General features: G+C 75.0%; 19 protein-coding genes and 1 pseudogene. 11 read left to right on the forward strand and 9 right to left on the reverse strand.

The genetic code is table 11. The features are described 5' to 3' along the window. Positions 1-4: 4 nt before the first annotated feature. The gene (locus ABZ881_RS16240) at positions 5-718 is read right to left on the reverse strand and encodes a phosphatidylserine decarboxylase (RefSeq protein WP_358485301.1); all 714 of its coding nucleotides are present in this window, start codon (positions 716-718) and stop codon (positions 5-7) included. A 497-nt stretch (positions 719-1,215) separates the two neighbouring features. Beyond that, positions 1,216-2,478 carry a gephyrin-like molybdotransferase Glp gene (gene glp / locus ABZ881_RS16245; RefSeq protein WP_358485302.1) on the reverse strand — a complete coding sequence of 421 codons (1,263 nt, stop codon included), beginning with the start codon at positions 2,476-2,478 and terminating at the stop codon, positions 1,216-1,218. 216 nt (positions 2,479-2,694) lie between these two features. Between glp and groL the strand changes: the two genes are divergently transcribed. After that, complete coding sequence (gene groL, locus ABZ881_RS16250) at positions 2,695-4,323, forward strand: chaperonin GroEL (protein ID WP_358485304.1); 1,629 nt, start codon at positions 2,695-2,697, stop codon at positions 4,321-4,323. Between the two features lie 11 nt (positions 4,324-4,334). Here groL and ABZ881_RS16255 read toward each other — a convergent pair whose 3' ends face one another. Continuing rightward, entirely contained in the window at positions 4,335-4,874 is a 540-nt protein-coding gene (locus ABZ881_RS16255; protein WP_358485306.1) for a hypothetical protein, read from the reverse strand. Between the two features lie 110 nt (positions 4,875-4,984). On the opposite strand from ABZ881_RS16255, the gene ABZ881_RS16260 reads away from it, so the two are divergent. Continuing rightward, positions 4,985-5,527: a TIGR03086 family metal-binding protein gene (locus tag ABZ881_RS16260; protein ID WP_358485344.1), complete on the forward strand. Its 543-nt coding sequence runs from the start codon at positions 4,985-4,987 to the stop codon at positions 5,525-5,527. Positions 5,528-5,584: 57 nt separating this feature from the next. Here ABZ881_RS16260 and ABZ881_RS16265 read toward each other — a convergent pair whose 3' ends face one another. The 3 genes from ABZ881_RS16265 to ABZ881_RS16275 form a co-directional block, all read right to left on the reverse strand. Continuing rightward, on the reverse strand, positions 5,585-6,157 hold the full coding sequence (locus tag ABZ881_RS16265) for a PspC domain-containing protein (protein WP_358485307.1): 573 nt from the start codon (positions 6,155-6,157) through the stop codon (positions 5,585-5,587). Positions 6,158-6,237: 80 nt separating this feature from the next. Further along, the gene (locus tag ABZ881_RS16270) at positions 6,238-6,456 is read right to left on the reverse strand and encodes a hypothetical protein (RefSeq protein WP_358485309.1); all 219 of its coding nucleotides are present in this window, start codon (positions 6,454-6,456) and stop codon (positions 6,238-6,240) included. Between the two features lie 106 nt (positions 6,457-6,562). After that, positions 6,563-8,224: a DNA repair helicase XPB gene (locus ABZ881_RS16275; protein ID WP_358485311.1), complete on the reverse strand. Its 1,662-nt coding sequence runs from the start codon at positions 8,222-8,224 to the stop codon at positions 6,563-6,565. A gap of 407 nt (positions 8,225-8,631) precedes the next feature. Here ABZ881_RS16275 and ABZ881_RS16280 point away from each other — a divergent pair, with 407 nt between their 5' ends. The 4 genes from ABZ881_RS16280 to ABZ881_RS16295 are packed head-to-tail and all read left to right on the forward strand — an operon-like array spanning position 8,632 to position 14,747. Continuing rightward, positions 8,632-13,023, forward strand: coding sequence for a nitrate- and nitrite sensing domain-containing protein (locus ABZ881_RS16280; RefSeq protein ID WP_358485313.1), 4,392 nt, complete (start codon positions 8,632-8,634; stop codon positions 13,021-13,023). Continuing rightward, entirely contained in the window at positions 13,020-13,448 is a 429-nt protein-coding gene (locus ABZ881_RS16285) for a roadblock/LC7 domain-containing protein (RefSeq protein WP_085910464.1), read from the forward strand. Before ABZ881_RS16280 ends, ABZ881_RS16285 begins: the two co-directional genes overlap by 4 nt. 53 nt (positions 13,449-13,501) lie before the next feature. After that, positions 13,502-14,149, forward strand: coding sequence for a DUF742 domain-containing protein (locus ABZ881_RS16290; protein WP_358485314.1), 648 nt, complete (start codon positions 13,502-13,504; stop codon positions 14,147-14,149). Positions 14,150-14,195: 46 nt separating this feature from the next. Then, positions 14,196-14,747, forward strand: coding sequence for an ATP/GTP-binding protein (locus ABZ881_RS16295; RefSeq protein ID WP_344021121.1), 552 nt, complete (start codon positions 14,196-14,198; stop codon positions 14,745-14,747). On the opposite strand, the gene ABZ881_RS16300 is transcribed toward ABZ881_RS16295, so the two are convergent. Then, positions 14,744-17,020 (reverse strand): helicase-associated domain-containing protein, encoded by a 2,277-nt coding sequence (locus ABZ881_RS16300; RefSeq protein WP_358485315.1) that lies wholly within the window; start codon positions 17,018-17,020, stop codon positions 14,744-14,746. The genes ABZ881_RS16295 and ABZ881_RS16300 overlap by 4 nt on opposite strands. Positions 17,021-17,132: 112 nt before the next feature. Here ABZ881_RS16300 and ABZ881_RS16305 point away from each other — a divergent pair, with 112 nt between their 5' ends. Then, entirely contained in the window at positions 17,133-17,315 is a 183-nt protein-coding gene (locus tag ABZ881_RS16305; protein ID WP_344021125.1) for a hypothetical protein, read from the forward strand. 2 nt (positions 17,316-17,317) lie between these two features. Next, the gene (locus tag ABZ881_RS16310) at positions 17,318-17,944 is read left to right on the forward strand and encodes a nucleotidyltransferase family protein (protein WP_358485317.1); all 627 of its coding nucleotides are present in this window, start codon (positions 17,318-17,320) and stop codon (positions 17,942-17,944) included. Here ABZ881_RS16310 and ABZ881_RS16315 read toward each other — a convergent pair. Beyond that, positions 17,934-18,536: a transglycosylase family protein gene (locus ABZ881_RS16315; protein ID WP_344021129.1), complete on the reverse strand. Its 603-nt coding sequence runs from the start codon at positions 18,534-18,536 to the stop codon at positions 17,934-17,936. The genes ABZ881_RS16310 and ABZ881_RS16315 overlap by 11 nt on opposite strands. A gap of 442 nt (positions 18,537-18,978) precedes the next feature. Here ABZ881_RS16315 and moaC point away from each other — a divergent pair, with 442 nt between their 5' ends. Continuing rightward, on the forward strand, positions 18,979-19,476 hold the full coding sequence (gene moaC, locus ABZ881_RS16320) for a cyclic pyranopterin monophosphate synthase MoaC (RefSeq protein WP_358485319.1): 498 nt from the start codon (positions 18,979-18,981) through the stop codon (positions 19,474-19,476). Continuing rightward, positions 19,473-20,377: pseudogene (locus tag ABZ881_RS16325) on the forward strand (molybdenum cofactor biosynthesis protein MoaE). The gene moaC and the pseudogene ABZ881_RS16325 overlap by 4 nt, the downstream one beginning before the upstream one ends. Before the next feature lie 131 nt (positions 20,378-20,508). Here the strand turns inward: ABZ881_RS16325 and ABZ881_RS16330 are convergent. Next, positions 20,509-21,066, reverse strand: coding sequence for a transglycosylase family protein (locus tag ABZ881_RS16330; protein ID WP_358485321.1), 558 nt, complete (start codon positions 21,064-21,066; stop codon positions 20,509-20,511). Between the two features lie 550 nt (positions 21,067-21,616). Between ABZ881_RS16330 and ABZ881_RS16335 the strand changes: the two genes are divergently transcribed. After that, the coding region (locus ABZ881_RS16335; RefSeq protein WP_358485323.1) for an AAA family ATPase at positions 21,617-21,827 on the forward strand (211 nt) is incomplete at its 3' end.

Here is a 21,827-nt window from a genome sequence, read left to right on the forward strand (position 1 = left end):
CGGCTCAGCCCTCCGCCGGGGGGACGACACCGAGCACGGTCTCGGCGCCCACGGTGCGCTGGCCGGGGTGGACCAGCGGTTCCGTTCCCGGCGGGAGGTAGGTGTCGACCCGGGAGCCGAACCGGATCAGCCCGAAACGCTCGCCTGCGGCGACCTCGTCGCCGGTCGAGAGCCCGCAGACGATCCGGCGGGCCAGCAGCCCGGCGATCTGCACGACGCCGATCCGGTGCCCGTCGGGACCGGCAGCGAGGAAGGTGATCGCGTTGCGCTCGTTGTCCTCGCTGGCCTTGTCCAGGTCGGCGGACAGGAACGTGCCCGGCTCGTAGCGGACGCCGACGACGCGGCCGTGCACAGGCACCCACTGCACGTGCACGTCCAGCACCGTCAGGAAGATCGAGACCCGCGGGTGCGGCACCCGCGGGAGGTCGAGCTCGGCCGGCGGGACGACCTCGGTGACGGTCGCGACGGTGCCGTCCGCGGGGGCGAGCACCGCGCCCGGCCGTTGCGGCGGGGTCCGCGCCGGGTCCCGGAAGAACAGCGCGGTGGCGCCGGTGGCGAGCAGCCCGGGCAGTGCGCCCCGGCCGCTGAGTGCGCGCACCCCGGCGGCGACGAGGGCGACCGCGGCGACGATCGGCCTGCCCCCGGGGTGCATCGGCGGGATCGCGTCGCGGACCAGACGGGCGATGTGGGTCGGCGAGGTCCCGGTTCCTTCGGCCATGGCGGGTCGTCGGCTCCTGATGCTCCGGTTGGGGATCGCCACGCTACGCGGGAGCCGGAGACACAGCTCCGGCGGGACGACCCGACCCCGGTGCACGACGCGGATGCGGTCCCTGGCACGATCGCCCGCTCCCGGAGACGGAAAAGGGCCGGGGCCGCCGTCCCCCGAGACGACGACCCCGGCCTTGGAACCGCTCGTCCGCTCCCCAGCGACGGGCGGTGGGTCCTGTGCTGTGAAGGGGTTACCCCTTCGCGAGCAAAAGTATTCCTCCCCGACGACCGGCAGTCCAGATCACGATGGATGTCCACCGTGATCTACCTCTTTCGGCCGAATGCCTACACGGATAGACGTCGCTCGCGGTGAGATCGTTGCCCCTTCTGCCTATGAGGTGGCTCACACTTTCGGCGCAGCCCTGGCGCCGGGCGAGTGAAGACCCTGTCGCACAGTGCATCGTCGCCGCAGATCAGCGGCGACCGTTCGGCGCGAGAAGGGGTCGCCTACGGCTCGATCAACCACACCGCGACGGGTGATCCGTCGGCCACCGTCGTCACGTCCGGGGGGACGTCGATCAGGCAGTCGGCCCGGGCCAGCGCCGCGATCAGGTGCGATCCGGTGGAGCCGATCTCGGCGACCGTCCCGGTGGCCGCGTCGAGCACGCCGCGGCGGAACTGCCGCTTGCCGGCCGGCGAGGACAGCTTCCCGGCCAGCCGGGCCGTCACCACCGGACGGTGCGGCGCCGGATGCCCCATCGCGGCCCGCAGCGCCGGCCGGACGAACGCCTCGAACGACACCAGCGAGCTGACCGGGTTGCCGGGCAGGGTCGCGACCGCGACGTCCGTCCCGCCGAGATCGAGCCGCCCGCAGCCCTGCGGGCCGCCGGGCTGCATCGCGACCTTGCCGAACTGCACGCCGTGCCCGGTCATCGCGTCCTTCACCACCTCGTAGGCCCCGGCGCTCACCCCGCCCGAGGTGAGGACCAGATCGGGCCGGAGTGCGGCCGTCGAGGCGGTGACCCGCCCGGCCAGCACCGCGCGGAACCGCTCGACGTCGTCGGGCACGAACGAGAGAAGCTCCGCGGTCGCACCCGCCTCGCGGACCGCGACGGCCAGCATCGTCCCGTTGGACTCGTAGATCCGGCCCGGCCCGAGCGGCTCGCCGGGCGCGACCAGCTCCGAGCCGGTGGACAGCACCAGCACGTGCGGCCGGCGGCGGACCGGCAGCTCCGGGCGCCCGACGGCGGCGGCCAATCCGATCTGCGGCGCCGCGAGCACCGTGCCCGCCCGCAGCAGCACCGCCCCGGCGACCGTGTCCTCACCCGCCCGGCGGACGTAGGCGCCGGGCTCGGGTGCAGCGGCGATGCGCACCTGTCCGGTCCCGCCGTCGGTGCGCTCGACCGGGACGATCGCGTCGGCCCCCTCGGGCACCGGCGCGCCGGTCATGATCCGGGCGACCGTGCCGGGGGCCAGCGGCGGCACCGCGGTCCGCCCGGCCGGGATGTCCTCGGCCACCGGCAGCGTCACCGGATCGGCATCCGAGGCGCCGGCGAGCTCGGCGGCCCGCACGGCGTACCCGTCCATCGCGGAGTTGTCGAACGGCGGCAGCGCCACGCCGGCAGTCAGGTCCTCGGCCAGCACCCGTCCGCTCGCATCGGCCAGCGGCACCCGCTCGACGCCGGTCGGCGGCAGCAGTGCGGCGACCGCGGCGGCGTGCTCGGCGACCGATCGCGGACCGGAGTTCGACCAGGTGGGTGCGGTGGTCATGGGGCCATCCTGCCCGCGCTCCCGACCGGCCGACATTCGGACCCCGTCGCTTGCACTCACCCCACCCGAGTGCTAGAAACGGGCACAGCATCCACTGGCACTCGTGCCCGTGGAGTGCCAGGTCGGGTGGGTGAGGCCGGCGCAGGGTAGCCGGCCGTCCGTCGCGGGCACCGCATCCGATCACTCGACTCACCTCTATCGGAGGGCAACACCCCCATGGCGAAGCAGATCGCGTTCGACGAGGAGGCCCGTCGGGGCCTCGAGCGGGGCATGAACACCCTCGCCGACGCCGTCAAGGTGACGTTGGGCCCGAAGGGCCGCAACGTCGTGCTCGAGAAGAAGTGGGGCGCGCCGACCATCACCAATGACGGCGTGTCGATCGCCAAGGAGATCGAGCTCGAGGACTCCTGGGAGAAGATCGGCGCCGAGCTGGTGAAGGAGGTCGCCAAGAAGACCGACGACATCGCCGGTGACGGCACCACCACCGCCACCGTGCTGGCCCAGGCGCTGGTCCGCGAGGGCCTGCGCAACGTGGCCGCCGGCGCGAACCCGATGTCGCTCAAGCGCGGCATCGAGAAGGCCACCGAGGCCGTCTCCCAGGCGCTGCTCAAGTCCGCCAAGGAGATCGAGACCAAGGAGCAGATCGCTGCCACGGCCTCCATCTCGGCCGCCGACCCGCAGATCGGCGAGCTCATCGCCGAGGCGATGGACAAGGTCGGCAAGGAAGGCGTCATCACGGTCGAGGAGTCGCAGACCTTCGGGCTCGAGCTCGAGCTCACCGAGGGCATGCGCTTCGACAAGGGCTACATCTCGCCCTACTTCGTGACCGATGCCGAGCGCATGGAGGTCGAGCTCGAGGACCCGTACGTCCTGCTCGTCTCCTCCAAGATCTCGACCGTCAAGGACCTGCTCCCGCTGCTGGAGAAGGTCATGCAGTCGGGCAAGCCGCTGGCGATCATCGCCGAGGACGTCGAGGGCGAGGCTCTGGCCACCCTGGTCGTCAACAAGATCCGCGGCACCTTCAAGTCCGTCGCCGTCAAGGCCCCGGGCTTCGGTGACCGTCGCGAGGCGATGCTGGCCGACATGGCCATCCTCACCGGTGGCGAGGTCATCTCGGAGAAGGTCGGCCTCAAGCTCGACACCGCCGACCTGTCCCTGCTGGGCACCGCCCGCAAGGTCGTCGTGACCAAGGACGAGACCACCATCGTCGACGGCGCCGGTGACGCCGACCAGATCGCCGGGCGGGTCTCGCAGATCCGCGCGGAGATCGAGCGCACCGACTCCGACTACGACCGCGAGAAGCTCCAGGAGCGCCTCGCCAAGCTGGCCGGCGGCGTCGCCGTCATCAAGGCCGGCGCGGCCACCGAGGTCGAGCTCAAGGAGCGCAAGCACCGCATCGAGGACGCCGTCCGCAACGCGAAGGCGGCCGTCGAGGAGGGCATCGTCGCCGGCGGCGGCGTGGCGCTCATCCAGGCCGGTGCCGGCCTGTTCGAGGGCCTCGGCCTGGACGGTGACGAGGCCACCGGCGCGAACATCGTCAAGGTCGCGCTGGAGGCTCCGCTCAAGCAGATCGCCGTCAACGCCGGCCTCGAGGGTGGCGTCGTGGCGGAGAAGGTCCGCAACCTGCCGACCGGTGAGGGCCTCGACGCCGCCACCGGCGAGTACAAGGACCTGGTCAAGGCCGGGATCATCGACCCGGCCAAGGTGACCCGTTCGGCTCTGCAGAACGCGGCCTCGATCGCGGCCCTGTTCCTGACCACCGAGGCGGTCATCGCCGACAAGCCGGAGAAGGGCGGCGGCGCCCCCGCCGACCCGACCGGCGGCATGGGCGGCATGGACTTCTGATCCACGCCTGCTCACGCAGCACCACCCGCGGGGGCGGTACCGGTTCGCCGGTGCCGCCCCCGCGGCGTCGGCTCCCCGCCGGCCGGTCTGCCCCGCCGGCTCCCCGTCGTCAGGGTGAGCTCCGGGCGGGCTCCGTCGTCCGGCAGCGCCGCCGGCGTCCGGGCGGCACGGCAGGCGTCCGGGCGCTCAGCCCGGCGGCCCGGCGAGGGACCCGGCGGCCGCCTCCGCCCGGGTTCGCAGACCGGCCCGCAGCTCGGCGGGGCCAGCACCTCCACATCCGGCAGCAGCGGCCACAGCACCGCGGCGGCGTGCCGCAGGTCCCCGAACACGGCCGTGACCTCGAGCAGGTCGCCGCGCCGGTGCTCGTCCCGCACGGTGATCGGCCGGAGCAGGTCACGACGCTGCGCGGCGAGGCGCAGGTGCACCTCGACGCCCGGGTGCCGGTCCTGGAAGTCGGCCCGGCGCCGCAGCCACAGCTCCTCCGGATCGACGACGCGTTCGGCCGCCGTCGCCGTGCCCGCTCCGCCCGGGTCGGCCGCGCGGTAGCGCATCCGCAGCCGGGTCCCCCCGAAGACCGCCCGCTGGACGGCCGTCAGCGCCGGGAGCGGATCGGTCTCGGGCGGGTCGCGCCGAGGACCTCCGGCCGCGCTACTTCCGCGCGCTGAGCTGGGTCTCCGGACTCGCGGCCGCGGTACCCGACGACCGCATGGCCGATCCGACGCCGTGCGACGGGTTCGACGTGCGCACGCTGCTCGCGCACCTGGTGACGACCGTGCGCCGGCCGGCCGCGGTGGCCGCCGGGACCGACCCGCTGGCGGCGCCGTTGATCAGCGAGGACGTGCTGGGCGCCCCGGCCCCGGCCTACGTCGCCGAGGCGGCGGCCCTGCGCGCGGCCTGGTCCGGCCCGGACGGCGACGCGTTGCTCGACCGGCTCGCCCGGCTGCCCTTCGGCGAAGTCCCCGGCCGGGTGGCGCTGACCGTCTACCTCAACGAAGCCCTGGTGCACGGGTGGGACCTGGCCGTCGCGACCGGTCAGGACCCGGAGGCCGATCCCGATCTGGCGACGGCCGCGCCGGCGGCCGCGCAGGTCCACCTCTCGGCCGCCGTGCGCGGCGGGCCCGTCCCGTTCGCCGCGGTGGTCGAGCCGGCCCCCGACGCCGGTCCGACCGAGCGGCTGGCGAACTGGTCCGGCCACCGGCGCTGAGCGACCGTGTCCCGACGCGACCCCCTGGCGCGTCGGGACGTCCCGTGCCGCCGGCCGTCATGCGACCGGGGCGACCAGCCAAACGGCCAGGTAGACCAGTGCCGCGGCGCCGCCGGTGGCGAGGGTCAGCACCAGGACCAGGATCCGGAGCAGCGCAGGATCGACGCCGAGGTCCTCGGCCAGGCCGCCGCAGACACCGCCGAGCATCCGGTCGGTGGCGCTGCGGCGCAGCCGGAACGCGGCAAGCCGGTCGCCGAGCGCCGGCCCGCCCGCGGTGCCGGCCGCGCGCGGCGGGACGGGGCCGGCACCGGATCCGGCGCCCTGACCGGCATCCGGGCCGGAGTACTGACCGGCGGCCGGGCCGGTGTGCGGGTCGGAGTACTGACCGGCGTGCTGGTCGGCGGCAGGGGCCGTGGCCGACGCCATGGGCTGGTCGGCGGCCGGGCCGGCGCCGGTGTGCTGACCGGCAGCCGGGGCGGCGTGCTGGTCCGTGGCAGTGGCCGTGGCCGATGCCGCCGGCTGGTCCGCGGCCGGGGCGGCGTACCGGTCGGTGGCCGGATCGGAGCCCTCGGCCGCCGAGTCCTGTGCTGCCGGGTTCTGCGCTGCGGAGTTCTGCGCTGTGCTGTCCATGCGTCCCACGGTGCCCGGCGCGCGCCGCCGCGGACTCCGGATCGCCCCGGAGACCGACCCCGGACCCGGGGCCTGCGGGATCAGGGACGCGGGTCCCGGCCCCCTCCGGGCTGCGGCGGCTCCGCGGCGCGCCGCGGCCGCGGCGCAGCGGTCCCCTCGCCGCCGCCCGGCTGCTCGTCCGGCGGGCCGGGGGACTCCCGGTCGCGCATCCGGATCATCCGGCCGAGCACGAGCGCGACCGCCAGGCCGACGAACACCCACGCGGCGAGGCCGACGAGGACCCACATGGTCGTCGACACGCGTCCCTCCCCGGATCGAGCGGCACCGGAACCGCCAGTGTGCCCGTGAACACCTCGGCGCGCCGGGTTCGCGCCCCCATCGGGTGCCGGTGTGTCGGCCCAGCGGTCAGCCGGAGTCCGGGAGCGCCGGGCCCAGTAGGTCGTCGGCGTCGACGATCCGGTAGGCGTAGCCCTGCTCGGCCAGGAACCGCTGCCGGTGCGCCGCGTAGTCGGTGTCCACGGTGTCCCGGGAGACGACCGAGTAGAAGTGCGCCTGCCGCCCATCGCCCTTGGGCCGCAGCAGCCGCCCGAGCCGCTGCGCCTCCTCCTGCCGGGAGCCGAAGGTGCCGCTGACCTGCACCGCGACCGTCGCCTCGGGCAGGTCGATCGAGAAGTTCGCGACCTTGGAGACGACCAGCCGGTCGATCCGGCCGCTGCGGAACTCCTCGAACAGCCGCTCCCGCTCCCGGTTGCGGGTGGAGCCCTGCACGATCGGCGCGTCCAGCTTCTCGCCCAGCTCCTCCAGCTGTTCCAGGTAGGCGCCGATGACCAGGGTCGGCTCGCCGCGGTGCCGGTCCAGGATCGCCTGCACGACATTGAGCTTGGTGCGCGCCGTCGACGCCGTCCGGTAGCGCTCCTCGGAGTCGGCGGTCGCGTAGGCCATCCGCTCGGCGTCGGTCAGCGTGACCCGGACCTCGACGCACTCGGCCGGGGCGATCCAGCCCTGCGCCTCGATGTCCCGCCACGGGGCGTCGTAGCGCTTCGGCCCGATCAGCGAGAACACGTCGCCCTCGCGGCCGTCCTCGCGGACCAGCGTCGCGGTGAGCCCGAGCCGGCGCCGGGACTGCAGGTCCGCCGTCATCCGGAACACCGGCGCGGGCAGCAGGTGGACCTCGTCGTAGACGACCAGGCCCCAGTCCCGCGAGTCGAACAGCTCCAGGTGCTTGTACTCGCCCTTGGTCTTGCGCGTGACGACCTGGTAGGTCGCGATCGTGACCGGGCGGATCTCCTTGCGCTCGCCGGAGTACTCGCCGATCTCGTCCTCGGTGAGCGAGGTCCGGGCGACCAGCTCGCGCTTCCACTGCCGCCCGGCGACGGTGTTGGTGACCAGGATCAGCGTGGTCGCCCCGGCCCGGGCCATCGCGGCCGCGCCGACCAGGGTCTTGCCCGCGCCGCAGGGCAGCACGACCACCCCGGAGCCGCCGTCCCAGAACCCGTCGACCGCGTGCTGCTGGTAGTCGCGCAGCGCCCAGCCGTCCTGCACCAGGTCGATCGGGTGCGCCTCACCGTCGACGTAGCCGGCCAGGTCCTCGGCCGGCCAGCCGACCTTGAGCAGCGCCTGCTTGAGCCGGCCGCGCTCGGACGGATGGACCACCACCGTGTCGTCGTCGATCCGGCTGCCCAGCATCGGGCTGATCTTCTTCTGCCGGAGGATCTCCTCCAGCACCGCGCGGTCCAGCGCGGTTAGCACCAGGCCCTGGGTGGGGTGGTTGGACAGCTGCAGTCGCCCGTAGCGGCCCATCGTGTCGACCACGTCGACCAGCAGCGGCTGCGGGACCGGATAACGGGCCCACCGGACGAGCGCGTCGACGACCTGCTCCGCGTCGTGACCGGCGGCACGCGCGTTCCACAGGGCGAGCGGCGTGACCCGGTAGGTGTGCACGTGCTCCGGGGCCCGCTCCAGCTCAGCGAACGGGGCGATCGCCGCGCGCGCCTCGGCCGAGTCCGGATGGTCGACCTCCAACAGAAGGGTCTTGTCGGATTGCACGATCAGTGGACCGTCGGTCACAGAACGGATCCCTTCGCGTCGGTAATCGGAGCAGTGCAAGACCGCCGGGCGACGAGCGGAGACGAACGGTCGGCGTGCGTCACGTCACGTGATCGGACGGTGAGGGCTGCTACGCCGCTCGGGACCACCCCGTCGTGGGGGCTAGACTCCTGAGCCGTCCGTCATGCACAGACGAGACCCTGCACGATCATATCCGCCCGGCTCCCCCGGAGCGCGGCAGCCGCCGCATCCGTGTCGGCGCGGGGAACGGTCGGGAGGGTTCGTCGTGACCCGAAAGGCGCACCGGACCCGCTGATGCTCCCCCTCCGCGACGCCACACGGCCGGCCCGGCCGCCCGCCGCCCGCCGGGACCACCCGGGAGCGCCCTTGCCCGTGCCCGGACCGGAGACCGACAGGGAGACCGCGCCGTGACCACCGTGACCAACACGGAACGCCCGACCACCCTCTCGGAACGACTCGACCCCCGGAACTGGAGCCTGGTCACCAAGCTGGTGGTCGTGGGCCTGGTCCCGACGGTGCTCGCGCTGAGCATCGGCGCGATCCGGGTCGTCGACCAGGCCAACGTGGCCGAGGAGCTCGGCCGCGGGAGCGGCCTGGTCCAGGTCCACCAGCAGATCGAGACGCTCACCGGGGCGCTGCAGGCGGAGCGCGACGTCACCGCCACCTTCGTCGCCGGCAACCGGCTCGGGGAGCGCGCGCAGGTCGACGGCGCGCAGGCCACGACCGACGAGGCGCTGCGGAACACCACCGCACAGCTCGACGCCGCCGAGGAGCAGGAGCCGCAGCTGGCCGCCGCCCGCCGGCAGGCCGAGACGACGCTGGGCCAGCTCCCGGTGATCCGCTCGCAGGTCGCGGGCGGCCCGACCCCCGCGGCCGACGTGACCACCCGCTACACCTCGATCGTGCAGCGCACGCTCGCGCTGGACCGGGCGCTGGTCGGTCGCCTGCAAACCGCCGACACGGCCGGTCTGACCACCGCGATCGCCGCCGGCGCCACCGCCCGCGAGTCGCTCCAGCTGGAGCGCACCGTGGTGAACACCGCGCTCGCCGCCGGTCAGCTCGACGAGGCGTCCCGGGCCCGGATGAACACCGCCGAGGCCGCCTTCCGCACCGCGGCGGGCGACGTGCAGCTGGCGCTGACCCAGGACCAGGCGGGCGCGTTCGGCGACTTCGCCGCCGGCCCGGTCGACGCCGAGCGGACCGCCCTGCGCGACCAGGTGCTGGCCACTCCCGCGGGTGAGGCGCCGCAGGTCGACGCCGCCGTCTGGAACACCGCGGTGGACCGTTCGACGCAGGCGGTCGACGAGTCGACGCAGGCCGCGGAACAGGCCTTCGTGGACCGGCGGACCGCCGCCGCGGAGCAGGCGGGCAACACCGCGGGTCTCAACTCCGTGTTGCTGATGCTGACCCTGCTGCTCACCGGCGGCATCATCCTGCTGCTCGGCAGGCAGATGGTCCGCTCGCTGCGGCTGCTGCGCAGCTCGGCGCTGGACGTCGCGGAGCGCAAGCTCCCCGCGGCGGTCGAGGGCATGCGCTCCGGCCAGGCACCGAACGCGCTGGTCGAGCCGGTGCCGCTGGACAGCCGGGACGAGATCGGCGAGGTCGCCAGAGCGTTCGACGCGGTGCACGGCCAGGCGATCCGCCTGGCGGCCGACCAGGTCGCACTGCAGCAGAACGTCAACAGCATGTTCGTCAACCTGTCCCGGCGTTCGCAGGCGCTGGTCGAGCGCCAGCTGCAGCTGATCGAGCAGCTGGAGAGCAACGAGCAGGACCCGGACCAGCTGTCCAACCTGTTCCAGCTCGACCACCTCGCGACCCGTATGCGGCGCAACAGCGAGAACCTGCTGGTCCTCGCCGGCACCGACCTCGCCAAGCGGAACGTGGCGCCGGTGCAGGTGGTGGACGTGCTGCGGGCCGCGGTGTCCGAGGTCGAGCAGTACCAGCGGGTCGTCGTGCAGACCCCGCCGAACGCCACGATCGCCGGCCGCGCCGCGAACGACCTCGTCCACCTGCTGGCCGAGCTGCTGGACAACGCGACGAACTTCTCGCCGCCGGACTCCCAGGTCATCATGAGCACCACCCGGACCGCGGACGAGTCGCTGCTGATCGAGATCTCCGATCGCGGTGTCGGCATGCTCGACGCCGAGCTGGCGGACGCGAACCAGCGGCTCTCCGGCCCGGCCGAGGTCGACGTCTCGGCGTCCCGCCGGATGGGCCTGTTCGTGGTCGGCCGGCTGGCCGCCCGGCACCGGATCGGTGTCCGGCTGGCGTCGGCGGCGGTCGGCAGCGGTTCCGGCGGGCTGAACGCCTCGGTGACCGTCCCGGCGAACCTGGTGCCCTCGGCGCAGCTGCCCGAGCAGCGCCGCGACGGCGGTCCGGCCGCGGCCCTGCCCGCGGCCCCGGCCCCGCAGGCTCCGCCGCCGCCGGCCCCGGAGCCGCGGGAGTCCCCGGCCCCCCGTCCGGCACCGGACGGCGGCGACCGCCGGGTCGCGATGAACGGTTCCGGTCGCGGCGGCTCGCTGCCGTCGATGGTCGCCGGGTCCGACGGCCCGCTGACCCCGACGTTCGAGGCGGGCAGCACCGCCACCGGCGGCGCTCGCAACGGCTCCGCGGCGGCGCTGCCGACCCGCAGGCCCGGCTCGTCGCTGCGCAAGAACGCCCCGGATCCCACCGGCGATGCGGTGAACGGGACGGAGGCCGCGCCGAACGGGTTCGCCCCGGGCGGGCTGCAGGCCTTCGCGCCGTCCCCGGGAGCACCGGCGGGCGATGACCGCACCCCGGCCGACGTCTTCACCCCGGCCGGCGACCCGGTCACCGGTGGCAGCGGTCCCGCGGGCACCCCGGGCGACGGGGCGCTCCCGCCGCAGGGCCCCGGGCCGGACCTGCCCGGCGCCCCGGCCGGCGGCCGTGACGGCGCGGAGCCGGGCTCCGAACACGGCTCCGACCACGACCACGGCACGGACCTCGGCACGGACCCTGACGCGGACCCCGACACGGCCGATGGGACCGACGTCTTTGACGCGGCGGCCGACCTGGCCGACGGTGCCGGCGACCCCAATGCCACCGGCGCCACCGGCACCGCCGACATCTCCGACACCGCCGCGGCGGCCGAGCACACCGCGGCCGGCAACGCCGTCTCCGTCGGCGGCACCGACACGGCCGACCCGTTGGCCGACGGCGCCGACGCGGCAGTGGACGGAGCCGGCACCCAGAGCAGCACTGGCAGCAGCACCGACAGCGGCACCGAGAGCGACAGCGGCAGCGGCACCGACAGCAGCACCGACAGCAGCACCGACAGCAGCACCGCCACCGACGCCGCCGGGATCCCCACCACCGAGCGCGCCGGGAGCGTCGCCGCGGACGGCACCGGGACCGCCCCGGCCGCTGCCGGGGACCGGAAGCCCGCGGACCGGTCCGGGACGGGCCCCGCGGCCGCGCTCGGACTCGGCGGCGCCTTCGCGGCGGGTGCCGCGGCCGCCCGGCGCGGCGGCCGCGACCTGGACGACACGGTCGTCATGGACGCCGCCACCGAGGACGGCCCGGCCCCCGCCGTCGCCGACGCCGCGGCGGCCGGGACCGCTTCGACCGGGGCCGCGTCCACCGAGCCCGCGGACGCCGGGACCTCGGACGGCGGGACCTCCGGTGACGCCGACGCGGGCGCCGGGGAGTCCCCGGCCGGCACCCCCGAGACCGCCGGGTTCACCGAGGGCAACGGGACCGCCGCACCGGCCGGCTCCGGCAGCACGGACACCACCGACGCCGGCCCGGACGGCGGCGCCACCGGCCCCGCGCCCGACGACGAACGGACCGGTGGCCGGCCCGGCGACGCGCCCGGTTCGGACGGGACCACCGGGTCCGCCCCGGCCGCGCCCGCACCGGGCCCGGCGACCGACACCCGGTCGTTCCCCGCGGTCCGGCCCTCCGGCCGGGAGCCGATGGGCGGCCCGCCCGGGACCCGGCCGAACGGCAACCGTCCCGGCCCGTCGCCGCGTCCGGTGATGCCGGGCGGCCCCGGCCCGGGCCTGCCCGTCCGCCGGCCCTCGCCGGGCCCCGGACGGGGCGGCCCGGTGCCGCACCCGGACGGCGCGCCCACCCGCGGCGCGAACGGAGCCCCGCTGCCCAAGCGGCCGGTCACCGCACGCGGACCGGCCGAGGGCAGGCCTCCGGCCGGGCGGCCGGGACCGAACCAGGACGAGCTGTTCGCGCCGAAGGTGCCGGTCGAGGGTGACCGCGGCCAGCTGCGCCGTCCGGGGGCCCTGGAGGCGGCCCGGTCGCAGCAGAGCGGCTTCGACATGAGCCAGACGACGCCGATCTTCGACGACATCGCCTCGGCCTGGTTCCGGTCCAACCGCTCGGTGCCGGTCCGCTGGCAGGACGGCTCGCCCGCCCAGGCCGACGGTCCCGCGGCACAGCCCGAGGCGCCGTCCGGACGGACCGGTGCGGCGGGCTTCTCCTCCCCGGCCGACGATGCCTGGCGGCAGGCCCGCGAGGTCGCCGGTGAGGAGCCCGGGACCGACGAACCGGACGAGACCACCTCGGCCGGACTGCCCAAGCGGCGACCGCGGGCGCGGTTGCTCCCCGGCAGTGCGGCAGGATCCACCGTGCTCAGCCCCGCTCCGTCAGGCGAGTCGCGGAACGCGGAGAGCGTGCGCGGCCGGCTGGCGAGCTACCAGCAGGGCGTGCGCCAGGGCCGGGAGAGCGCGTCCGGCAGGCAGTACGCCTCGCGCACCACGACCGACGGCACCCCCGAGCCGTCCGGTGACCGAACGAACCAGTCCGACCCTGAGGAGAACCAGTGAGGGCACCGCAGGCACAGCCCAGCCAGAGCCGATTCGGCTGGCTGGTCACCAACTTCGCAGAGCGTGTCCCCGGCGTCGCGCACGCGATCGTGGTGTCGGCCGACGGGCTGCTGCTGACCGCGTCGGACCGGCTCCCGCGGGACCGGGCCGACCAGCTCGCGGCGGTCGCGTCCGGCCTGATCAGCCTGACCCAGGGCGCGGCCCGCTGCTTCGACGCGGGTGGTGTGGTGCAGACCGTGGTCGAGATGGACCGCGGGATCGTGCTGCTGATGTCCATCAGCGACGGTTCCTGCCTGGCCGTGCTGGCCTCGCCGAGCTGCGACATCGGCCTGGTCGGCTACGAGATGACGCTGCTGGTCGACCGGGTCGGCCAGCTCCTCACGCCGGAGCTCCGCGCGGAGCTGCAGGGCTCGTTCGGTCCCTGAGCAGACGTCATGACCCCCATCGCAGCAGGATCGGCCAGGGTAGGTGAGATCCGATGACACAGGACCCGGGCGGGCAGGGCCCCGAGCCTACGTTCGCCGACGTCATGAACGGGTTCAGCCTGGACTCCAGGCGCAAGCCCAGAAAACGGCGATGGGGCTGGGGCCGGGCCGGGGACGACGTATCGGAGGAGAGCCCCCGGCAGGCGCCGCCGCCGTCGCCCGCCGAGATGACCGGACCGATCAGCGGGTCGGCCGCCTACGGGCTGCCGCCCACCCCCGGTGAGCGGGACGCGATCCGCGGCGACCAGCCCTCCCCGTACCCGGGTCCGGCGGCCGCGCCGCCCCCGCCCGCTCCCGGTGGGGCCTCGTTCGTGCGGCCCTACGCGTGGACCAGGGGACGCACGAAGTCGGGTTACGAGCTGGCCGTCGAGACCCTCGTCTCGGTCAGCAGCCGGGCCCGCGACCAGCTGGAACGGCTGCCGATGGAGCACCGCACCGTCGCCGACCTGCTGGCCGAGCAGACCCGCTCGGTCGCCGAGGTCGCGGCGCTGCTCTCGCTCCCCCTGGGCGTTGCCCGGGTACTGCTCGGGGACATGGCCTCGAGCGGCACGGTGACCGTTCACCAGACCGCGAGCACCCCCGGCGACGTGCCGGACCTCGCGCTGATGGAAAGGGTGTTGAGTGGACTCCGTCGGCTCTAGGCCACAGCCGCCACAGCCGCCCAGGCCCGTCGCGCGTACCGCGACGATGTCGGCCAAGATCGTCGTCGCCGGTGGGTTCGGCGTCGGCAAGACCACCTTCGTCGGGTCGGTCTCGGAGATCATGCCGCTGACCACCGAGGCGGTGATGACCGAGGCGAGCTCGTCGCACGACGACCTCTCGGCCACCCCCAACAAACGTTCGACGACGGTCGCGATGGACTTCGGCCGCGTCTCGCTGGACTCCGACCTGGTGCTGTACCTGTTCGGCACGCCCGGCCAGCAGCGCTTCTGGTTCATGTGGGACGATCTGGTCCGCGGTGCGATCGGCGCCGTGGTGCTGGTCGACACCCGCCGGCTGGCCGACTCGTTCGCCGCGATCGACTTCTTCGAGGACCGCAACCTGCCGTACGTGATCGGGGTGAACGTCTTCGACGGCCACCTGCAGCACGAGCTGGAGGACGTCCGCGAGGCGATGTCGATCGACCCGTCCGTCCCGATGGTGGTGTGCGACGCCCGGCACCGGCAGTCGACCAAGGAGACGCTGATCGCGCTGGTCCAGCACGCCATGCACCAGCGGATGGCGGCCGGCGCCCGTTAGCGCTCGACCGGCGCGATCGACGTGATCCGGTGCAGCTGGATCCGCCGCAGCTCACCGTCGAGCGCGTCCCGGCCCTCCACGACGCCCCCGCCGACCGAGGTGGGGGCCAGTACCCGGTCGCCCGCGACGCCGTGGCTGTCGACGAACCCGATCCAGACGGTCCGGCCCTCGCGCACCGCGGCCTGCAACGAGGCGAGGTTGCCGGTGGACCCGGTGGCCTCGCGGCGGCCGGCGACGCTGTCCCGCACCCCGGCGAGCGCGTCCCCCGAGCGCAGCCGCTCGACCAGCTCGTCGGTCCGGTCGACGGGGCCGTCCGCCCCGGCCGCTCCGGCCCGCGGGCTGGCCCCGCGCCGCCGCGACTCCGCCCGCCTGCCCCGGGCGGCCAGGTCGAGCACCGCGCCGCCGGAGTCCTCGGCGGCCGGGCTGAACCCGGCGGCCCGCAGCCCGTCCAGCACCTCGGCCAGCGGCAGCGAGCTCACCAGCACGGTCGGCGCGATCCGGCGCAGGCCCAGCTCCGCGGTGCCCTCCTTGGCGAGCACCTCGGAGAGCAGCACCTCGTCGTCGGAGCGCAGGAAGCAGGCGACGGCGGCGCCGCGCAGCCTGCCGTGCCGCCGGGCGACGTCGTCGACCAGGTAGGTGAGGGTCTGCGGGACCGGTGTCCGGGAGCGCTGGGCGAGGAGGTCCTTGACGTCCTCGGCGGTGCGGCCGGTGTCCAGCGCGCGGCGCAGGCTCCGCTCGGTGAACCGGTAGACGGTGGCCCCACCCGCCGACTCGACCTCGGCGATCATCGCCAGCTCGTGCGCCAGGTCGGCGGACAGCCGGCCGGGTGCGACGGCGGTCAGGTCGGCCTGCAGCAGGATCTCCTCGACCGGTGCGGGCAGCACCGCGTGCAGCGCGGCCGCCACCGCGGTCGGGTTGCGCGCCTCGCGGGTCGCCGGATCGAGCAGCACCCGCCCGGCGGTGGTCAGCGCGTCGAGCGCCACGACGCCGATGCCGGTCGCCTCGGCGACCGTCCAGCTCACCAGCTCGTCGCGCAGCCGGCCGCCGCGCCGCGGCGCCGCCCAGGCCAGGATCCGGGCCAGGTCGGCGGCCGAGCCGACCGAGGTGCCCGGCGGCAGATCGGCGAGCGACTGCAGGATCCGCCGCCGGTCCCGCGCCGCAGGCGGCCTGCGCGGCCCGTCGGAGAGCGCGGTAACCGGCTTGTCGGCGTCGTCCCGGCGGCCGACCAGCCCGGGCAGCCGGGGCAGCTCCAGCCAGGTCCGGGCCAGCACCGCCCAGCGCGACTCCTCCGGCGCGCTCCCCCAGATGTCCGACGACGGCGTGGGCAGCCACTCCGGCGTGGTCGAGTCGCTGTCGCCGATCAGGTCGGCGCCGTGCAGGACCTCCAGGATCAGCGCGGCCGTCGCCTCGTCCGTGTCCGCCGCCTTGGCGGCCCGGCGCAGGTCGCGCACGCCGAACCCGCCGGAGCGGAGCACCCCCGGCCCGTCGGTCGCCAGGAACTCCAGCACGAGATCGACCCGGCGCAGGAACTCCAGCGCCGCACCGGCACCGGTGCCGTCCACGACGGACGGATCCCGCTCGCGCAGCGGCACGTCCGGCCGGGACAGGTCGAGCGGGCCCATCGGGCGGTCGCCGCGCAGCGCGAGCGCCACCTGCCGGGGCAGCTCGACGGTGTCCGGGTCCCGGCGCAGCAGCAGCCCGCGCGAGACCAGCGCGCCGACCGCGCCGGACCCGTCGCCCGCGCCGCGCGAGCGGCCGATCGGCGGGCCCGCCGCGAGCACCTCGAGCACCTTGCCCTCCTCGGCCGTGACCTCGGCCAGCAGCGCGTCCAGTTCGGAGGCGGCCGGCCCGGCCGCCTCCCGGCCGAGCCCGGCCGGGAACGGCCCGACCGCCTCGGCGGCCGCCGGGACCGTGGCGAGCGCGTCGTCCGGGCCCCACACCAACGCCCTGGCGCGCAGCGGGACCAGCCCGTCGGCGAAGGTCCGGCGGTCGACGTCCGGGCCGAGCCAGCCGCGCGGCCCGCCGGTGGCCCGGGTGCCGTCCACCGGGGCGCGGGTCGCACCGGCCAGCACGAGCGCCTCCAGCACGGTCAGCGCGACCGTGCCGAGGTCCTCGCAGGCGCGTTGCACCGACGCCCGGATGGAGGCCCGGGTCGCCAGCACCGTGAGATCGGCGGGCGGGGGGACGGCGAGGTCAGGGCGCGCGCGGAGCAGCGCGGCGAGGAACCCGTCGTCCTGCCCGCGCAGCCACTCGACCAGGGACGTCTGCACCACCGCCAGGGTAGTCGGGTGGTGTGGGCCGCACCGGGGCGGACGGGGACGGCGGACGTCGGCGATACTGGGTGCCGACACTGGACGGCGACACCGCCCGATGCTGGAGGAACCGATGGCGTCCAAGCCCGCCGACACCAACCGGATCGACCCGAACTGGCCGCACCTGCCGGACGGCGGGCACGCGGTCACCGAGCTCATGGGCACCGTGCAGGGCAACATGTCGCCGTTCGGCGACGTCGAGTTCCCTGTGGACAGCGTGCCGTACGAGCACCCGGTCACCGAGATCAACCGCTGACCGTGGTCGCCGGACTGCTCCTCGCCGGTGGCGCCGGGCGTCGCATGGGCACCCCGAAGGCGCTGGTCCGGCTGCACGGCGAGCCGCTGGCGGTCCGCGCGGTCAAGGCACTGCAGGCCGGCGGCTGCGGCCCGGTGACGGTGGTGCTGGGCGCCCGCGCCGACGACGTCACCGACGTGCTGCGGGCCGCCGGCCTCGGCACCGCGGGCAGCGACGTCGGCGTGGTCGTCGCCGAGGACTGGGACGAGGGCATGGGCGCCTCGCTGCGGCGCGGGCTGGGTTCGCTGACCCACCTGCCCGGCACCGGAGCCGCGCTGGTGCACCTGGTGGACCTGCCCGGGGTGGGCCCGGAGGCGATCCGCCGGGTCGCCGAGGGCGCCGGCCACGCCTCGCTGCGCCGAGCCGCCTACGACGGCGTCCCCGGCCATCCGGTGCTGCTCGGCCGGGACCACTGGTCGGGCGTGGTGGGCAGCTCCGCGGGCGACGCGGGCGCCCGCGGCTACCTGGCCGGGCACCCGGCCCTGGAGCTGGTCGAGTGCGCCGACGTCGCCGTCCCCGACGACGTCGACACCCCGGCCCAGCTGCGTCGGCTGGCCGGGGTGTCACCCGCGACCGGGGTCAGACGTTGACGACCTGACCCGGGTGGATCAGCTGGCCGGCGCCCAGGTGCGGGTTCTTGGCCAGCAGGTTCTTCCAGTGCCCGACGCCGTGTGCGGCGGCGATCTTCCCGAGGGTGTCGCCGGCCTGCACGGTGTAGGTCCCGCCCGAGGAGGCCGGGGCGCTGAGCTTCACCCGCTCCGGGGCCTGGCTGCCGGCGTCGCGCTCGACGGTGCGCGGGGTGGCGGACCCGGAGGCACCGGTCTTCTTCGAGCACGACGGCCAGGCGTTCCAGCCCTGCCCGGCCAGCACCTTCTCGGCGACGGCGATCTGCTCGGCGCGGGTGGCCTGGTGCGCGGACGCGGCGTACTCGGTCCCGCCGAACGCCTTCCAGGTGCTCGGGCTGAACTGCAGCCCGCCGTAGTAGCCGTTGCCGGTGTTGATGGACCAGTTGCCGCCGCTCTCGCACTGCGCGAGCCGGTCCCAGGTGGCGTCGCTGGCCGCGTTCGCGGCCGGGACGATCGCCAGCATGGGGGCGCCGAGCACGGCGCCCGCGACGGCCGTCCGGGCGATCGTCCGCCCGGTCGTGCTGGGTTTGCGGTGCTTGCCGCGGTATCGAGCCATGGCACGGATCTCCCCCGTGGCGCCGTCCGACCTGCGCCCGGGGAGGTGGGCGCCGGATCCGTGGCCGGGGAGTGGCCGCTGGATCCGCCTGACTGTCGGCCCTGTCCCACGTAGAACCTCGGGGACCGGTGGCCGCCGGACAGGGAGCACTGCGGCACCGGGGCCCGTCCGCGATCGGGGAGTCGGCCGGGCCGGGCTCGAAGGTAGGTGACGTCAGGTCGACGCGAAAGCCGACGGCCACCCGGCGTGTCTTCGGATGTTCCGGACAGATCAAGATCGAATAAATGGTTTCCGCAGGTGGCAATGCCCGATCACGAACGTGAAACGCGCATCGGAACAGAGTGTTGTAAAGAACAAACGTGATGCACATCACACTTTATCGTGTGGCCGGGGTGCCGGGCCGACCACCCCGCGTGTGCGGCGCCGCCGTAGGGTCGGCGGGGTGAGTACCGAGCTCAGCCACGTCGACGAGGCCGGGGCGGCCCGCATGGTGGACGTCTCGGAGAAGCAGCCCGGGCGCCGCGCCGCGGTCGCCACCGGCGTCCTGCGGACCACCGCCGAGGTCGTCCGGCTGCTGGAGTCCGACGGCCTCCCCAAGGGCGACGCACTGGCCACCGCCCGGATCGCCGGGATCATGGGCGCCAAGCGCACCCCGGACCTGGTCCCGCTCTGCCATCCGATCGCGATCAGCGGGGTCACCCTGGACCTGGTCCCCGGCAGCGAGGGCACCCACGGCCGGATCGAGATCCGCGCCGAGGTGCGGACCACCGACCGCACGGGCGTCGAGATGGAGGCCCTCACCGCGGTCACCGTGGCCGGCCTCACCCTGCACGACATGATCAAGGCGGTGGACCCGGCGGCCGTGCTGGACGCGGTCCGGGTCGAGCGCAAGGACGGCGGCAAGACCGGGCACTGGACCCGGCCGGCGGACCGCTCGTGAGCGGCCGCAGCGCGCGGGTGGTCACCGCGTCGAACCGGGCCGCCGCGGGCGTCTACCCCGACCGGGCCGGGCCGGTGATCACCGAGTGGCTGCGTGCGCGCGGCTACGAGACCCCCGATCCCGCGGTCGTCCCGGACGGCGAGCCGGTCGGCGGCGCGCTGCGCGCCGCGGTCGACGAGGGCGTCGACGTCGTGATCACCACCGGCGGCACCGGCATCTCGCCCACCGACGCCACCCCGGAGGCCACCCGGGCGGTCCTCGACCACGAGATCCCCGGGCTGGCCGACGCGATCCGGCGGGCCGGCGAGTCCGCCGTCCCCACCGCGGTGCTGTCCCGGGGCGTCGCCGGGGTGGCCCGCCGGACCCTGGTGGTGAACCTGCCCGGCTCCCCGGGCGGGGTGAAGGACGGTCTCGGGGTGCTCGAGCACGTGCTCGACCACGCCGTGGACCAGCTGCGCGGAGGAGACCACTGATGGCAGCAGAGGTGCTGCGGGCCGCCGTCGGCGAGCAGCCGCTGGACGTCGACGAGCACGCCCGGCTGGTCGAGCACGCGGCGGCCGGCGCGGTCGTCACGTTCGCCGGGGTGGTCCGCGACCACGACGGAGGGAAGTCGGTGCACGGGCTGGAGTACAGCGCGCACCCCACCGCGGCCCGGATCGTCGCCGAGGTGGCCGATCAGGTCGCCGCCGGCAGCCCCGGCGTGCGTGCACTCGCGGTGAGCCACCGGATCGGCCCGCTGGCGATCGGCGATGTCGCGCTGGCCTGCGCGGTCGCGGCCGAGCACCGCGGCCAGGCGTTCACCGCCTGCGCCGAGCTGGTCGACGAGGTGAAGCGGCTGCTGCCGGTGTGGAAGCACCAGCGGTTCGCCGACGGCACCGACGAGTGGGTCAACTCGACCTGAGCGACGCAGCGGCCCGGGTCCGCTCCGCGCAGGGAGCGGACCCGGGCCGTCGTCCGCCGGGGCGGGTGCTGGGGACACCGCACCCCGCGCCGCGGCCCCGGATGGCGGTCCGGGGCGGCGGGAGCTCCTGCTCAGCCCAGCTTGAGGGTCTGCCCCACGCTGATCAGGTTCACGTTCGTGATGCCGTTCAGCGAGGCGAGCCGCGCGACCGAGGTGCCGTTCGCGGCGGCGATGCGGCCCAACGTGTCACCGGCCTTGACGGTGTAGCTGCCGCCGCCGGACGACGCCGGGGCGGCGGGCGCGGCCGGGGCCGAGGCGTTCACGCGCTTGCCGGGCTCGGCCGCATGGCCGCGGATGCCCAGCTTCGACGAGCAGGCGGGCCAGGCGCCCCAGCCCTGCGCCGCGAGCACCCGCTCGGCGACCGCGATCTGCTCTGCCCGGCTGGCGTTGTGCGCCGAGCCGGTGCCCCCGAAGGCGCGCCAGGTGCTCGGCGCGAACTGCAGCCCGCCGGAATACCCGTTACCCGTGTTGATCGACCAGTTGCCACCGCTCTCGCACTGCGCGAGCTGGTCCCAGACGCTGTCCGGGGCGGCGGTGGCGGTACCGGCGATCGCAGCCGTGGCGCCGACCGTGACGAGGCCCGCCACGGCCACGCGCAGGAGACTTCGGCCCTTGGGTCCCTGAGACATTGCTGTGCTCCCACCGCGCCGGCCCGGTCAGGTCACACCGCCGCGCAGTGGTCCCCGGGCACAGGTGTGCCCACCGTTCGTCGCCGGGGAGCGTCGATCGGGACCGGGGAGCGACGTCGACGACGCCCGCGGAAGTGTTGGCTACCGTCCCCGTCCCGTTCCTGGTCCTCGACGGACCGGGCTGCCGCAGGACGGGGGTGGTTCGGCGCGGCGGGCCCGGATGTTGGCTCGTTCAACTGGCCGCTCCGGTCGGACCGGCCGCCGAGAAAGGTGAATGCAGGAAAAGAATTCGTCAAACAGCGAGAGGGTGAGCGAAATCATGGTTGCAGGCTTGTAATTATCAGATCGACCCTAAAGTCGCTGGTCAACGACGTCACATCACGTACGTATCACGCGGGTATGAACTGTTCCTGATCGGAAGCATCTCGAACCTTCCGGGCCTCCCACTCGTCGGTACGGGGATGGGCGCGTGCCGCCCGCCCCACCCCCGGCGGGGGTCCGGGACCTCCTGCTGTGGCCCTCCGCAGCACCCGTCCGGCATGCTGGTTCGGTGAACGACTCCGCACCCGCCGGCCCGACCGGCCCGGCCGAGCTCGCCGCCGCTCTGCGCGCGACCGGCTACCTGGCCGACGACGGGCTCGCGACGGCGACCTACCTGGCGATGCAGATGAACCGGCCGCTGTTCTGCGAGGGCGAGCCGGGCACCGGCAAGACCGCACTCGCACAAGCACTCGCCCAGGTACTCGGCGCCCCGCTGATCC

The organism is Pseudonocardia sp. NPDC046786 (genome assembly GCF_040645415.1).
Classification (GTDB): domain Bacteria; phylum Actinomycetota; class Actinomycetes; order Mycobacteriales; family Pseudonocardiaceae; genus Pseudonocardia; species Pseudonocardia kongjuensis.

Coding starts and splice junctions, on each gene's coding strand:
- groL (WP_358485304.1), top strand. CDS start 2,695: ATGGCGAAGCAGATCGCGTTCGACGAGGAGGCCCGTCGGGGCCTCGAG.
- ABZ881_RS16240 (WP_358485301.1), bottom strand. CDS start 718: ATGGCCGAAGGAACCGGGACCTCGCCGACCCACATCGCCCGTCTGGTC.
- glp (WP_358485302.1), bottom strand. CDS start 2,478: ATGACCACCGCACCCACCTGGTCGAACTCCGGTCCGCGATCGGTCGCC.
- ABZ881_RS16315 (WP_344021129.1), bottom strand. CDS start 18,536: ATGGCTCGATACCGCGGCAAGCACCGCAAACCCAGCACGACCGGGCGG.
- ABZ881_RS16255 (WP_358485306.1), bottom strand. CDS start 4,874: ATGCGCTACCGCGCGGCCGACCCGGGCGGAGCGGGCACGGCGACGGCG.
- ABZ881_RS16330 (WP_358485321.1), bottom strand. CDS start 21,066: ATGTCTCAGGGACCCAAGGGCCGAAGTCTCCTGCGCGTGGCCGTGGCG.
- ABZ881_RS16265 (WP_358485307.1), bottom strand. CDS start 6,157: ATGGACAGCACAGCGCAGAACTCCGCAGCGCAGAACCCGGCAGCACAG.
- ABZ881_RS16305 (WP_344021125.1), top strand. CDS start 17,133: ATGGCGTCCAAGCCCGCCGACACCAACCGGATCGACCCGAACTGGCCG.
- ABZ881_RS16295 (WP_344021121.1), top strand. CDS start 14,196: ATGTCGGCCAAGATCGTCGTCGCCGGTGGGTTCGGCGTCGGCAAGACC.
- ABZ881_RS16290 (WP_358485314.1), top strand. CDS start 13,502: ATGACACAGGACCCGGGCGGGCAGGGCCCCGAGCCTACGTTCGCCGAC.